This window comes from Pseudomonas sessilinigenes (genome assembly GCF_003850565.1).
Lineage (GTDB): Bacteria > Pseudomonadota > Gammaproteobacteria > Pseudomonadales > Pseudomonadaceae > Aquipseudomonas > Aquipseudomonas sessilinigenes.
Genome location: NZ_CP027706.1, coordinates 4,911,958 through 4,925,486 on the forward strand (window position 1 = coordinate 4,911,958; position 13,529 = coordinate 4,925,486).

A 13,529-nucleotide genomic window follows, 5' to 3' on the forward strand; every position below is an offset into this window, starting at 1 on the left:
AGCAGCCTGGAGGATACAAGCATGACCGTGAAACTGGGAGCCATCGATGCCTGGGCGCAGCCGGCCAACGGCCGCGCGCGGGCGCTGTTGCCGGAAGTCGCCCGGCTGTTCGAGAAGTCCGGCTCGGCGCACCTGCTTGACCAGCCGGTGAGTATCGAGCAGACCGTGGCGCTGATGGATCAGGCCGGGGTGGAAAAACTCATGCTCAGCGCCTGGTGCCGGCCCGAGGGCTGGGTGTTCAGCAACGATGAAGTGGCGGCCTATACCCGGGCCTTTCCCGAGCGTTTCGTCGGTGTGGCCACGGTGGACCTGAGTCGGCCCATGGCAGCCCTGGCCGAGCTCGATCGGGCGGTGGGCGAACTGGGTTGCAAGGCCTTGCGCATCGTGCCCTGGCTCTGGAAGCTGCCGCCCAACCACCGCCTGTATTACCCGCTGTATGCCAAGTGCATCGAGCTTGGGATTCCCTTTTGTACCCAGGTCGGCCATACCGGGCCGTTGATGCCCTCGGAGACCGGGCGGCCGGTGCCGTATCTGGATGACGTGGCCCTGGACTTTCCGGAGTTGGTGATCGTCGGTGGGCACATCGGCCATCCCTGGACCGACGAGATGATCGGCCTGGCCTGGAAACACGACAATATCCACATCGACACCTCGGCCCACCTGCCGGCCTACTACCCGCCGCAACTGCTGCAGTTCATCCGCACCTACGGCCAGGACAAGGTCTTGTTCGGCAGCAACTTCCCCCAGCTGTCGCTGAAAAAATGCCTGGAGCAGGTCCAGGCCCTGGAACTTCCGCCGTCGATTGCGGACAAATTCCTCCAGGGCAATGCCCGTCGGGTTTTTCGCTTGTAGGTGCCGCGCAACCGGCGCCCGCCGTCGCGAACCGGGCGCCTGAACGCCGATGCCGTGTGATGCTTGCACTGCGGCAACGGTTTTTTTAGCTGGGGGTTTCTTGCTATCTTGGCCACCCCCATTCACGGACGAATATCGAGACAGCCCATGGCTAACTCCACCCCGTCACGCCTCGGTAAAATCTTCCAGGGCCTGCTGTTTGCCCTGATCGGCGTCGGCCTGCTGGTCATCGCCGCCAATCTCACCCTCGAACGCCGCGAGTTCCTCGCCAGTGCCCAGAGCGCCGACGGCATCGTCAGCGACCTGAATGCCGGTGGCTCGCACCCCGAGATCGCCTTCACCACCGCGAGTGGAGAAAGGATTTCCTACCCCCAGGGCGGTTTCATCTTCGGTTACCAGAAAGACCAGCCGGTCCGGGTCTACTACCAGCCCGACCGCGCGGCCAACAGTGCGGTCATCGACGATCCGGCGGCCCTCTGGGCCACTCCAGGCGTGCTGGGCCTGATCGGCCTGGTGTTCGTCATTGCCGGTCTTGTCGGCATCAGCAGTCAGCGCGGGCGTCGCGCCGCGCATCCATTAAAAGGACTTTGAACCCATGAGCTACAACATCCCGATCCCGGTCAACGAAAGTCGCTGGCAGTACCAGACCGCCAGCGGTGGCGGCCTGACCGTGGCCCTGCTGGCAGGCAGCGGTGCGTCCCTGGTACTGCGCTCGCCCCAGGGCGAGGATGTGCACTACCATTATGGCGGCCTTGGGGTGGGGGTAGGGTTCGGCGCCCGCCTGCCGCGTTTCGGCAAGGTCAATATCCGGATCAAGGGCAAGACCGTCGGCGGCGCCGGTGCGGCCGAAGCCTTCCCTAGTACCGGCAAGGTGTTCGTTTCCGATGCCCTGGCCAGCCGTGACCTGACCAGCGACGACATTACCGGCCCTTGCCTGTACACCGAAGTCGGTGCCGGGTTGGGAGTGGGTGGCTCGGCCACGGCCTTGCTGTTCGGCCTGGACCCCAAGCTGCTGGCGTTGGCGGTAGCGGTGAACTCCACCGCCGCCTCGATTTTCGCGGCCAACACCATCAACCGCCAACTGCTGCAGTCGGCCAAGGGCGCGGTGGTGATGGCCGGGATGAACGCCGGCTTGCAGGCCGGCGGTGGCGCTGCGGTCTACATGGGCTATCTGTTCTAGCCCAGCCTGCCTGGCATGCCTGGACTTACAGGCGCGCCAGGCACTGCTGGAGAATATCCAGCCCCTCTTCGAAGATCGAAGGTTCCGTGGTCAAGGGTGCCAGCAGGCGCACGATATGCCGTGACTTGCCACTTGGCATCAGCAGCAGGCCGGCTTCCCGGGCACTGGCCAGCAGATTGTTCAACGGCTGCGACGCTGGCGCGCCATGCTCATCCAGCAGCTCGATGCCGCGCATGGCGCCCACGCCGGTCAAGCGCCCCAGGTAGCGGCACAGGCCACTGGCTTTCCAATGCTGGTAACGCTCGACAATCGCTCGCTCCTGGTGCGTGCCCCAGGTGTGCAGATGCTCGTCGGTCATTTCGTCCAGGGTCGCCAGGGCCGCGGCACAAGCGATCGGATTGCCCGAATAGGTGCCGCCCAGGCCGCCCCGGGGCAGGCTGTCCAGCAGGTCCTTGCGGCCGACTACCGCGCCCAGGGGCAGCCCACCGCCGATGCTCTTGCCCAGGAGGATCAGGTCCGGTTCGATGCCCAGCCGGGAAAAGCCGAAACGCTGGCCGGTGCGGCCGAAGCCGGACTGGATTTCGTCGGCCACCAAGAGGATCCGCTGCTCGTCGCACAAGCGGCGCAGGGCCTGGGCGAACCCAGGGTCCAGCGCGAGGAAGCCGCCTTCGCCCTGCACTGGCTCGAGGATGAAGCAGGCCACCTCGCCGACATCGATCTCCACGCTGAACAACCGTTGCATGGCCTTCAAGGCTTCTTCGGCACTCACGCCGTTGTCGGCGCTGGGGTAGGGCAGGTGATACACCGGGCCCGGTAACACGCCGACCTTCTGTTTGTAGGGCGCGACCTTGCCGTTGAGGTTGAGGGTGGCCAGGGTGCGGCCATGGAAGCCACCGTCGAAGGTAATCACCGCGCTGCGCCCGGTGGCGGCGCGGACAATCTTCAAGGCGTTTTCCGCCGCTTCGGCACCACTGTTGGTGAGCATGCCGCTGACCGGGTAACTCACCGGGATGAAGCGGGCCAGGCGCTCCATGAACTCAAGGTAGGGCGCGTGCGGAGCGGCGTTGAAGGCGTAGTGGGTGAGGCGGCTGGCCTGGGCCTGGATGGCCGCGACGATGCGCGGATGACAGTGCCCGAGGTTGAGCACGCCAATGCCGCCGACGAAGTCGATGTAGCGTTTGCCCTGGGTGTCCCAGACTTCGGCGTTGCGCCCGTGGCTGAGCTGGATCGGGTGGACGGTGGCGATCGAACGGCTGATATTTTCGTAGCTCATGGGACGGGCTCTGCATGCCGGAAACGAGCCGTTATCTAAGCCGGCCTCGGCCGCCTGGGACAAACGAAATAAAGTCGCCGGGTCAGTATGAAAATTCCCGATCCAGGGTTTGCGCCCGCTTCAAGAGGTTTTCGTCTTGCGTCGGTTGCGCAGGTGCCGTACCAGCGCGGCGAGTCCCAGCAGGGCCACCACGCCGAGGAAGATCGGCAGGCGATAGGGCTTCAGGTCGCCGAAAAAATGCTGCAAGGCCTCGCCGGCCCAATAGCCAGCCCCGACGAACAACATGGCCCAGACCGCGGCCCCGAGCACATTGAGCAAGGCAAAGCGCCAGGGCGCCAGGCCGCTGGCACCGATGACCATCGGGCCTACCAGGCGCATGCCATAGAGAAAGCGCACGGCGAATACCGAGGTCAGGGGATAACGTTCGATCAGGCCCTTGACCCGCTCGATGGCGGCCTGATGGCGCTTGAGCCTGGGCAGTACCCGGGCGCCGGAGTAGCGACCGGTCCAGAACAGCAACTGATCGCCGAGGATGCCGCCGAGGGTGGCCACGCTGATCACTTGGGGCCACTCCAGGTTGCCCTGGTGCGCCGCCATGCCACCGAGGATCAATACAGTCTCGCCCTCCAGCAGGCAACCGACGAAGATCACCCAGTAGCCGTAGGTGGCGATCAGGGCGTTGAGGTCCAGGTGTTCGAGCATGGTTATCCCTTGTGTACGTTCGAGGTGGGTCATGGCTTCGATCCGCCATCCTGCTTCGAGTGCTACCGGGTTGAAGCGTTCGGTCGGCGATGGCTGAGCGTAAGGGATATACCTTTGACATATCCCTTTGCTTCACTAGACTTGAGGCACCTTTGGCTCATGCAGCAGGTGATTCGATGGAAACCGGTTCCGTATTCAAAAGCAATCGCAGTCAGGCTATTCGCATGCCCAAGGCCGTGGCGTTGCCGGACGATGTCACACGGGTGGACATCGTCGCGATCGGCCGCACCCGCATCATCACTCCGGCGGGCGAGTCCTGGGACAGTTGGTTTGATGAGCAGGACAGCGTGAGCGCCGACTTCATGACTGAACGGGAGCAGCCAGCCGAACAGGTACGTGAGGAGTTCTGATGTTCAAGTACATGCTCGATACCAATATCTGCATCTTTACCATCAAGAACAAACCCCAGCAGGTTCGCGAAGCGTTCAGCCGTAATCAGGGGCGTTTGTGCATCAGTTCCATCACGTTGATGGAACTGATCTATGGTGCGGAAAAATCTGCCGTGCCGGAGAAAAACCTGGGGCGTGTCGAAAGCTTCGTGGCACGCCTGCAAGTGCTGGATTATGACGATAACGCCGCGATCCATAGTGGCCAGCTACAGGCCGAACTCGCCCAGAAGGGCAACCGAATAGGTCCCTACGATCAACTGATAGCGGGACATGCCAGGTCATTGGGGCTGACCCTGGTCACCAACAATCTTCGTGAGTTCGAGCGTGTGCCCGGGTTGCGCGTCGAGGATTGGGTCTAGGGTCTGTTGCCGTTTCGGCGCAAACCGCGTTGCCGCGTCAAATGGCGCCAGGCTAGGCGTAGGACGCAGGCAATGGTCGTTCCCTTGTCAAGTCCTGCAACGACGCATGGCGCCATTTGTCGCGCAACCCGAAGGGACGGGCCGGTTTTAGCGCGGCGCGTCGTTACTCGACGGCTCATTTGGACGGCCAAACTTCGCGTCTCGTGCCTAGCTCCGCGCTAAAACTGGCTCCGGCGCGGTCGCGGCGAAATGGCAACAGACCCTAGATAAGTCCGGCATCCCTTACTGTCCCATCACCCAGGCCCAGGTCATGGCCGAACCGTACAAGCCCAGGCCGAACACCGAGTGGCCGACCAGGCTGCGCAGCCGGGCCACGCTCGGCTTGGGCGTCTTGCTGGCCGCGACTCCGGCGCCCATGCACGGCTGCATCAGGAAGAACGGCGCGGCCACCGTCAGCACGCCGACGATCAGCGCCGGGGCCAGGGTCGGTTGCAACGGCCATTGCGGGGCCTGGGTCAGCAGCAACAGTACCGCGAAAGCGATCCCGATCAGGTAGTGGGCCAACCAGCCCAACGCTTGTTCACCAGCGACTGGTGCGGCCTGGGCAATGTTCTGGTGCACGAACCGGCCCTTGGGGAAGTGGCCGATCCAGCGTCCGACCATGGCCCAGTTGGGGCCGGGCATGTTCAGGAACCGGGCCAGGAACAGGTTCCAGAGATCCAGGACCACGGTTGCGCCGACACCGATCGCCAGTGCCGGTAAGATCAACGCCATGAGTGCATGCATAAGGACTCCTTCAGATACGGGAGCCTGGCAGTACAGTGCCAGGTATTCCGTGGTAAGATTTCATTCAATTTAATGATTGAATGATCAATAAAGCAGCAGGAACTGTCAATGATCGATTCGCTTTCCCCACAGCAGCCGCTGGCCGACATGGCCGAGCTGGCGCGCATCCTCGGGCATCACCATCGCCTGATCCTGCTGGAGCACATCGCTCGCGGCGAGCAGCCGGTGGAGCGCCTGGTGGAGGCCTCAGGCCTTTCGGTAGCCAATACTTCCCAGCACCTGCAGCAGCTGCGTCGCGGCGGTTTCGTGCAGACCCGGCGTGATGGCAAGCGCGTGCTCTACAGCCTGGCCCAGGGCCCGGTGGCGGGCTTGCTCGATGCCTTGCGCCGGTATGTGGACTACAACCATGGGCAGATCCGCGAGCTGCTCAGCGATAGCGTCCAGCAACCGGCGCGCTTGGAAGGGATCTCCCGGGACGAGTTGCGCCAGCGCCTGCAAGAGGGCGGCATGACCTTGCTGGATGTGCGTTCGCCGGAGGAGTTTGCCCAGGGGCACCTGCCGGGGGCGATCAATATCCCGGTGGAGGAACTGGAACTGCGCCTGGCGGAGCTACCGTCGGAACAAGAGTTGGTGGCCTACTGCCGCGGCCCTTATTGCGTGCTCTCGCACAACGCAGCGGCGTTGTTGCGGGCCAGGGGCTTCAAGGTGCGGCGCCTGGACGAGGGGTTCACCGACTGGCAGGCCGCTGGACTGGGCGTGGAAACGACCGAGTAAAAACGTCGTACCAGGGGGCGTTTAGGCCATTGCCTACAGGTGCATGATCCATATCAACAGGGTTTTCAGAGAAATCCGCTACAAGGGACTCAGGCTCGGACCCACAAGGTACCGGGCCCCGGGCCTACCTCCCAAGGGCCCGAGATAACCAATAAAAACCTTTGCGGATATCGGCCGAGGGGATCACCCCAGGCGGGTTTTAAAGGAATAACCTGATGGCTTTTTCTCTGTCACGCTTGTGCCTCCTGGGCGCTGCGTTGCTCTGCGTACATTCTGCCCACGGTAGCGAGCCTGCTCCGGCAGCTGCCCCCACCCCCGATGCCGAAACGATCCAGCGTGGCCAGTATGTGGCCCAGCTCGGCGACTGCATCGCTTGCCATACCGCCCGTGGCGGCGCCGTCATGGCCGGCGGCCTGGAGCTGAAGACGCCCATGGGCACCATCTACTCCAGCAACATCACCCCGGACAAGGCAACTGGCATCGGCGCCTACAGCTTCGAACAGTTCGACCGCGCCATGCGCGAAGGCGTGACCCCTGACGGCAGCCATTTGTACCCGGCCATGCCGTACCCGTCCTACGCGAAGATGACCGAAGAGGACATGCGAGCGCTCTTTGCCTACCTGATGAATGGCGTGGAGCCGGTGGCCCAGGGCAACCTGGAGGCCGACATGGGCTTCCCCTTCAACCAGCGCTGGGGCCTGTGGTTCTGGAACTTCGCCTTCGTCGACAAACAGCCCTTCAAGCCCGATCCCCAGCGTGACGAACAGCTCAACCGTGGCGCTTACCTGGTCCAGGGCCTGGGCCATTGCGGTTCCTGCCACACCCCACGGGGCATCGCCTTCCAGGAGAAGGCCATGAGCGACACCGAATCCGGTGGCCAGCATTACCTGGCCGGGGAAACGGTAGAAGAGTGGCGCGCCCTGAGCCTGCGCAACCTGTGGACCGTGGAAGACACCGTGCAACTGCTCAAGACCGGGCAGAACCGCTTCGCCACGGTCTCGGGCAACATGGCCGATGTGATCCACCACAGTACCCAGCACTTCACCGATGCCGACCTGACCGCCATTGCGGCCTATCTCAAGTCGCTGCCGGCGGGCAAGGATGACCTGCCGATGCCGTCCGAGGTCCAGGCCCCGGCAGCACCGCCGAGCAACCTGTTCACCTCTCGTGGTGGCCTGGGTTATGCGCAGTTCTGCTCCGACTGCCACCGCCAGGATGGTGCCGGCGTACCGCAGATGTTCCCGTCCCTGGCGGGCAACCCCAGCGTGGCATCGAGCAACCCGACGTCCTTGCTGCACATCACCCTGACCGGCTGGAAGACCGCCCAGACCGCGGCCCATCCACGGGTCTACACCATGCCGGGCTTTGCCCAACTGGCCGATGAGGAAATCGCCGAGATCCTGACTTTCGTCCGCAGCAGCTGGGGCAACCAGGGTTCGGCCATCGACGCCAACCAGGTCAAGAAAATGCGTGCCCAACTGAGCCCGCAAGTGGAGAGCACGCCGTTTGAAACCCCACGCCTGGCCAACCTGTTGGCGGCGCCGAACGCCGAGCAACTGGTGCGCGGCATGCGCCTGCACCTGGAGACCAAGGCCCTGCTGCCGGACAACGTCGGCAACTCGCTGAACTGCACCAGCTGCCACCTCAACGCTGGCACCGTGGCCGATGGTTCGCCTTTTGTCGGTGTCTCGGCATTCTTCCCCGGCTACGCGCCACGGGCGGGCAAGACCATCACCCTGGAAGAGCGCATCAACGGTTGCTTCCGCCGCTCCATGCACGGCAAGCCGCTGCCGGTGGCTGGCCCGGACATGCAAGCCATGGTGGCCTACTTCGAGTGGATGAAGATGAACACCCGTCCCGAGGACAAGGTGGCCGGGCGTGGCGTGGGCAAGATCGATCCCGCCCTCAAGCCCAACGCCGAGAATGGCAAGCAGGTGTACGCCAAGCAGTGCGCGGTGTGCCATGGCGCTGATGGCGAAGGCCTGAAGCGTGCCGACGGCAGCCTGATCTTCCCGCCGCTGTGGGGCGACGAGTCGTTCAACATCGGCGCCGGCATGGCCCGTACCTACACCGCCGCGGCCTTCGTCAAGCGCAACATGCCGATCGGCTTCCACGAGAAGTTCCCCCTGGGCCAGGGTGGCCTCTCGGACCAGGAAGCCCTGGATGTGGCCGAGTACTTCTCCCATCAACCGCGTCCGGACTTCCCGGACAAGGTCAAGGATTGGCCGAACGGTGGCCGGCCGGCGGACGCTCGCTACTGACCCTAGCCATGGCGGCTACTTCGGTAGCCGCCATGACTGGCTTGAGTAGCCCGTAGCCGCGGTTTTCGAGCGGCGAAAAACCTGTGGCAGGCCGATCACGCCGAGTTAAGATCGCCATCCTTTTGCGGCCACCGATGGTCGCTCCCCCCAAGGATGAATCATGCGGTTTCCCTCTGTGGTGTTGCTCGGCCTGACCCTGACCCTGACCCTGACCCTGGGCCTGGGCGGTTGCACCTTCGTCTCGACCCTCAAGGCCACTACCGTCAGTTATCGCGTTCCGGCGGATGCCGGTGACACTGCATTGATCCGCATCGTGTCTCAGGGCTCGGTCCGTGGCGTGCCATACAGCGATTGCATCGACTGGCGCAAACCGGGCTCGGGCGTGATGGTCAAGCCGCATCGCGGCATTGCCAATCCCAAGTTCCGCAGCCTGGGCATTCCCATGAGCGCCGAGACCGACCGTATGCGGCGCCAGGAAGGTTTTGGCGCCAATGAACTCAAGCTCCCGGCCAATCGTCCCTTCGCCCTGATGTTCTACAACAGCGAACCCGGGCAGCTGGAGAATTTCCGCGCCGTCTGTGAGCAGAGCGTGAGCTTCGTGCCTGAGGCTGGCGCGACCTACCAGCTGGTGTTCCTGCAGGACCAGCAATGCACCGCGCTGCTGCGCAAGATCGATGAGCAGGGGCGGATGCAGGCCGAGCCTGTAGGGCTGCACTCCAGCGACTACTGCAGCCCCGATGCTCGGATAAGAGATCACTGGTAGGGGGTTCAGCCTGGGTAGTGCTGGCAGATTTCCTTCCAGATATAGCCACCGCTGTAGCGGATCCAGCGGATATACAGATGATCGACAAAGGCTTGCCAGCGGCTGTTGCGACGTCGCTGCAGGCTTTCTTCGATATCCGCCAGGAGCGAGGTGCGCTCGAAACCCATCCAGATTTCCGGGATCACCGCCATCAGGTTGACGTAGCACACCGGCGCCACCTCGCAGTAGAGGATGCGCTCGATCTCGGCCCGCTCGTAGGCCTGGGTCTGCCGGGCGATGTAGGCATAGTCCACCTGGTTGTCGACGAAGGCATCCGACAGCACATAGCGGATCTCGTCCAACTGTTCCTGGGTAATGGGGTTGCTAGGCATGGTTGAATGGACTCAGGAGCGCTGGTAGGGCAAGCCGAAGGGCACCCCGTTCAGGGTGTGGGTACAGCAGGGGCAGTCGGGGCTCATGTGCGCTGCGCGCAGTTGCGGATCGACCATTTGCAGCAACCCCTGGGCGTCGACGTACAAGCCGCTGAAGAAACTGAAGTGGCCGATGCGCACGTAGTCCTCGCGTTCGTGTTCATGCCGGGCCACCAGCCAGAACACCGGGTCTTCGCGGTCCAGGCGGCTCTTGGCCTCACTGAACACCGCATCCCAGGGGGCGCCCACTCGGCTGAGCAAGAAGCGGAACAGCGGCGTGTAGTCCAGCCCCAGGCGCAGCCCGGAATGCATGCTGCCGCGCTGCTGCTCCTTGGCGGCCAGGGCCTTGCTGTGGCGCTGCTGGGCATAGGCCGGATGGATCTTGTGGTGCACGCCGTGGGTCCGCGTGTTGACCTTGCGATACAGCGGTTGTTTTTCCATCGGGCGGGTCCTTCCTGGTTGCCGGCGAATGGCGATTCTATCTTGGTGCGATCATCCGTGTCGGCTCGCGGCCGTTGGCATTGTGCTGGTAGATGGCCGTGGGCTGGCCCTGGTCGTCGAAGAACACCTGGCCCAGCCCGGAAGAGTTCCACAACCGTTCACCGGCCTTGGCATGCTCGGGCACATGGGGGATGACCTTCATGCGCCGGCGCCTGGTGAACCAGTTCAACGGCGAGCGGGGCGAGTAGAGCCAGCGGTTGAGGCGGTCGAACCAGTCCAGCAGGGTTGCGGGGAATTCATTCTTGATGCCGCTGCTGGTGACCTGCCAGATCCGCGGGCCGCCCTGGCGATGGCGGATCAGCACTTCGTAGACGAAGGAGTAGTGCACGTCGCCGGAGAGGATCACGTAGCTGCCCGGGGTGCGTGAGTGGCGGAAGATATTCAGGATCACCTGGGCCGAACCGCGATGGGCCATCCAGTTTTCCGCGTCCACCAGCAGCGGGTAGCCACACCAGCTGAAGACCTTCTGCACGGTTTCGATCAGCTTGACGCCGAAGATCGGCGCCGGCGAAACGATGATCGCCGAAGGGTGGTCCAGCAGTTCGTGTTGCAGTTCGCTCAAGGCTTCCCAGTCCAGCAGGCCCGAAGGCTGGCCCAGGCTGAACTCGCTGCGCCAGCGCCGGGTACGGGTGTCCAGCACCACCAGGGCCGGGGTGCTGGGCAGTACGTACTGCCACTGGGCAAAGCGCAGCAGTTGCTCGAGCAACGGGTCGTGCAGTCGCCGGTCCAGTTGCCGATTACCTTGCGCGCTGGCGCTCAGGGCCTGGGTCTGCTCCAGCAATGCCGGGAAGGCGTCGGGGTTGTTGCCCCAGCCCTGGCACAGCATGTAGGCCAGCAGGGCATTGCCGATGATGCGTTTGGAGAAGGGATGGCCGTAGGCGGTTTCTTCCCATTGGGCGCTGAGGTTCCAGTCGTCGGTGATGTCGTGGTCGTCGAAGATCATCAGGCACGACAGGTGGGCGAAGACCCGCGCCGCGCCGTCCAGGCCGGCGACGAAGGCCTCGATATGCCGCTGCTCCCTGGCATAGCGCGCCTGGTGCTGCGGGCTCAGTTGCGGCATCTGGGGCGCGATCAGGCTCCAGGGCACCGGCGACCAGGCCAGCAGGTACATGGCCAGCACCTCGGCGAAGGTCACCAGGTGATTGTCGGCGCTGCTGCTGGTGAAGATCGGCTTCTTCACTCCGCCGAAGAACCGCTCGCGCAGGGTCTCGTTGCTCTTGAGCGCGGGGAGCAACTCGGCTCGCTGGTAGTAGCTGGCGTGGTGGCAGTAGAGCGCCTGGCTGTCTTCCACCACGGCGCCTTCGAGCTGTTCGTCGAACAGGCCCAGGCGTTCGATCAGGGCATGGATGGCCCGCAGCATGGGGCCAGCCACATCGTCGGCGTAGATCTGGTCGCCGGTCATCAGCAGCAATGCGGGGCGGTCTTGGGTCGCCGGTTTTTGCGCCAACAGGCGGTCGGCGCATAGCAGGCCGTCGGGGGCCGGGTGATGGGGTTTTCGGCAGGAGCCGTGGAGCAGGTTGTCGATGCGGCTGTGGAGCACGAATTCGGCCCGCTGCGCATTACCATAGAGCAAGTGGGGCGCCCAATCGGCCATGCCCTGGAGGCCGTGCTGTGCATCGCTGATCAGCAGGTCATAGGCGATCGGCAGATCCTCGGGCAGGGTCGCGTCCAGGCTCACGTCGATCAGGTGGATATAGGCTTCTTGGCCCACGGCGATGACCTGGCACTGGTATTCATCCAGGGCCAGTTCCTGCATGGCCGCACCTTCGGCCTGCAGTTGCAGGGTCAGGGACAAAGGCTGCGAGCCCACCAGCCACAACACCAGCCGGCCCGGTTCCAGGCGGCGCAACAGCGGGCCGGCGAGTACGGGAGGGAGAGCACCAGAGTCGGAAGAGGGCATGTGCCAGAAGTAGCCTTGTCAAAAAAATTGCTCGGGATACTACCGTAGTCTTTGTCAATAAAGCGTAATGTGAACTCCTGCGGCGAGTCACTGCTGGCAGCAGGGAAGGTACTTCAGAGTTTGTAGAGTTTTTTATCGGATTTTTTATAGGGAATTTATGGGCTTCAATATTCTTCTGCGAAACTCTAAACGTCTTAGCTACTTCAAAAGATATCTGCTCAGGATGCTCAAGTTTGAGGCTGTGAATGAAGTTGTTTTGTGCTCAGGTTATTTTCAGGAAGATTTATGGGGTTATTCGGTTCTTGATGATGATGTTTTGCAAGCCCTGAAGTCCAAGGCTGATAATGAGAAATTTAAAATAAATTTTATTGCTGGGAAGTTTAAGGTCGATAAAAAAACTCAACAGGTTGATTCTGAAGATGTATGGTTTCCCTCTTATAAAAACTTTTTGAAGCGCTTGAATGCAGAAGGGGTGGGGTTTGAGGCCTATATTGCCAAAGACAAAAATTGGCATGCCAAGGTGGCCCTGTTTCTCATCAATGGTGTTCCCATTGCGGGCATCGTTGGTAGTTCGAATATGACCAGGCCGGCAGTAAGTGAGACAGATACTTTTTTCAACTTTGAGTGTGATGTTGTTATCTGGGTGGGCAAGTACCAGTTGAATAAGGTTTTTGGTGGACTGGCTGATCCTGTTCCAGATGATCCCTTTTCGCCAATTATCGCGCAGGTCAATCCTCGCTATCCCCAGCCCAAGGAAGATGAGCGGCTAATGGCAATTTATAATGAAGTCATGAAACTGGAAGATCTTGAAAGCTTCGATCAGTGGAAAGACTAAATAATCCTCCTCTTTGGACCGGTCGCTTATGAAACGGGACGCCAACAAGTAGCCGGTACTCAAGAGCGAAACATGCCGCTCATTGACTGGCAGTGGCCATCATCACCTCGAGGCCCAGGAAGGCTCTCCCCGAGAGCCTGCCGGCGATCCGCACTCGGCGCCGGCTGGACAGCCAGCCCCGGGATCCGTTGGCCAGGCCGGCATAGGTGCTTGCTGTGCACCACCCTCACCAGCAGGCCGTAGCTGGCCACCAGCAACAGGAACTGACGCAGGTAGTTGCCCTCGGGCTGGATCAACTGCGGGAACACGGCAAGGAAGAAGAACCCCGCCTTGGGGGTGAGCCACTGGATCGATAGCGCCTCGACGAAGCGCCGCCAGGGGCACTCCCGGCTTGGGCGATGAAAGAGCGCCGTGGCAATGGCCGGCGGTGCTATGCAGGGTGAGCGCGAATGCAAGTGCTGACACACGCTGTAATTGCGCCGCT

General features: G+C 62.5%; 16 protein-coding genes. 9 read left to right on the forward strand and 7 right to left on the reverse strand.

Annotated features, from left to right (window positions below):
* Positions 1 to 21 precede the first annotated feature (21 nt).
* From C4K39_RS22870 to C4K39_RS22880, 3 genes are all read left to right on the forward strand, one after another.
* The gene (locus C4K39_RS22870) at positions 22 to 852 is read left to right on the forward strand and encodes an amidohydrolase family protein (RefSeq protein ID WP_124347474.1); all 831 of its coding nucleotides are present in this window, start codon (positions 22 to 24) and stop codon (positions 850 to 852) included.
* 147 nt (positions 853 to 999) lie between these two features.
* Positions 1,000 to 1,443 (forward strand): DUF3592 domain-containing protein, encoded by a 444-nt coding sequence (locus C4K39_RS22875; protein WP_068588728.1) that lies wholly within the window; start codon positions 1,000 to 1,002, stop codon positions 1,441 to 1,443.
* A 4-nt stretch (positions 1,444 to 1,447) separates the two neighbouring features.
* On the forward strand, positions 1,448 to 2,032 hold the full coding sequence (locus C4K39_RS22880) for a hypothetical protein (protein WP_068588731.1): 585 nt from the start codon (positions 1,448 to 1,450) through the stop codon (positions 2,030 to 2,032).
* Positions 2,033 to 2,057: 25 nt separating this feature from the next.
* Here the strand turns inward: C4K39_RS22880 and C4K39_RS22885 are convergent, their stop codons facing one another.
* Positions 2,058 to 3,305, reverse strand: coding sequence for a 2-aminoadipate transaminase (locus C4K39_RS22885; protein ID WP_124347475.1), 1,248 nt, complete (start codon positions 3,303 to 3,305; stop codon positions 2,058 to 2,060).
* Positions 3,306 to 3,425: 120 nt separating this feature from the next.
* Entirely contained in the window at positions 3,426 to 4,007 is a 582-nt protein-coding gene (locus C4K39_RS22890; RefSeq protein ID WP_124348383.1) for a DedA family protein, read from the reverse strand.
* Positions 4,008 to 4,183: 176 nt separating this feature from the next.
* On the opposite strand from C4K39_RS22890, the gene vapB reads away from it, so the two are divergent.
* Together vapB and vapC are read left to right on the forward strand one after the other, a co-directional pair.
* A complete protein-coding gene (gene vapB, locus C4K39_RS22895) occupies positions 4,184 to 4,417 on the forward strand; it encodes a type II toxin-antitoxin system VapB family antitoxin (RefSeq protein WP_068588739.1) in 234 nt (77 codons plus the stop codon).
* The gene (gene vapC, locus C4K39_RS22900) at positions 4,417 to 4,815 is read left to right on the forward strand and encodes a type II toxin-antitoxin system tRNA(fMet)-specific endonuclease VapC (RefSeq protein WP_124347476.1); all 399 of its coding nucleotides are present in this window, start codon (positions 4,417 to 4,419) and stop codon (positions 4,813 to 4,815) included. Before vapB ends, vapC begins: the two co-directional genes overlap by 1 nt.
* A gap of 282 nt (positions 4,816 to 5,097) precedes the next feature.
* Here the strand turns inward: vapC and C4K39_RS22910 are convergent, their stop codons facing one another.
* Positions 5,098 to 5,601 (reverse strand): DUF2938 domain-containing protein, encoded by a 504-nt coding sequence (locus C4K39_RS22910; protein WP_068588884.1) that lies wholly within the window; start codon positions 5,599 to 5,601, stop codon positions 5,098 to 5,100.
* 108 nt (positions 5,602 to 5,709) lie between these two features.
* Between C4K39_RS22910 and C4K39_RS22915 the strand changes: the two genes are divergently transcribed.
* The 3 genes from C4K39_RS22915 (at position 5,710) to C4K39_RS22925 (ending at position 9,399) form a co-directional block, all read left to right on the forward strand.
* Positions 5,710 to 6,375: an ArsR/SmtB family transcription factor gene (locus C4K39_RS22915; RefSeq protein ID WP_068588881.1), complete on the forward strand. Its 666-nt coding sequence runs from the start codon at positions 5,710 to 5,712 to the stop codon at positions 6,373 to 6,375.
* A gap of 215 nt (positions 6,376 to 6,590) precedes the next feature.
* On the forward strand, positions 6,591 to 8,636 hold the full coding sequence (locus C4K39_RS22920; protein WP_124347478.1) for a c-type cytochrome: 2,046 nt from the start codon (positions 6,591 to 6,593) through the stop codon (positions 8,634 to 8,636).
* 160 nt (positions 8,637 to 8,796) lie between these two features.
* Positions 8,797 to 9,399, forward strand: a complete 603-nt coding sequence (locus tag C4K39_RS22925; RefSeq protein ID WP_124347479.1) for a hypothetical protein — start codon at positions 8,797 to 8,799, stop codon at positions 9,397 to 9,399.
* Between the two features lie 5 nt (positions 9,400 to 9,404).
* Here C4K39_RS22925 and C4K39_RS22930 read toward each other — a convergent pair whose 3' ends face one another.
* The 3 genes from C4K39_RS22930 to C4K39_RS22940 are packed head-to-tail and all read right to left on the reverse strand — an operon-like array spanning position 9,405 to position 12,210.
* Positions 9,405 to 9,770, reverse strand: a complete 366-nt coding sequence (locus C4K39_RS22930; RefSeq protein ID WP_031320450.1) for a DUF7079 family protein — start codon at positions 9,768 to 9,770, stop codon at positions 9,405 to 9,407.
* A gap of 12 nt (positions 9,771 to 9,782) precedes the next feature.
* Positions 9,783 to 10,250, reverse strand: coding sequence for a hypothetical protein (locus tag C4K39_RS22935; protein ID WP_124347480.1), 468 nt, complete (start codon positions 10,248 to 10,250; stop codon positions 9,783 to 9,785).
* Positions 10,251 to 10,287: 37 nt separating this feature from the next.
* Positions 10,288 to 12,210, reverse strand: coding sequence for an alkaline phosphatase D family protein (locus tag C4K39_RS22940; RefSeq protein ID WP_124347481.1), 1,923 nt, complete (start codon positions 12,208 to 12,210; stop codon positions 10,288 to 10,290).
* A 223-nt stretch (positions 12,211 to 12,433) separates the two neighbouring features.
* Here C4K39_RS22940 and C4K39_RS22945 point away from each other — a divergent pair, with 223 nt between their 5' ends.
* The gene (locus tag C4K39_RS22945) at positions 12,434 to 13,045 is read left to right on the forward strand and encodes a phospholipase D-like domain-containing protein (protein ID WP_164487313.1); all 612 of its coding nucleotides are present in this window, start codon (positions 12,434 to 12,436) and stop codon (positions 13,043 to 13,045) included.
* Positions 13,046 to 13,104: 59 nt separating this feature from the next.
* Here C4K39_RS22945 and C4K39_RS22950 read toward each other — a convergent pair whose 3' ends face one another.
* Positions 13,105 to 13,500 (reverse strand): hypothetical protein, encoded by a 396-nt coding sequence (locus tag C4K39_RS22950; RefSeq protein ID WP_124347483.1) that lies wholly within the window; start codon positions 13,498 to 13,500, stop codon positions 13,105 to 13,107.
* Between the last annotated feature and the right edge of the window lie 29 nt (positions 13,501 to 13,529).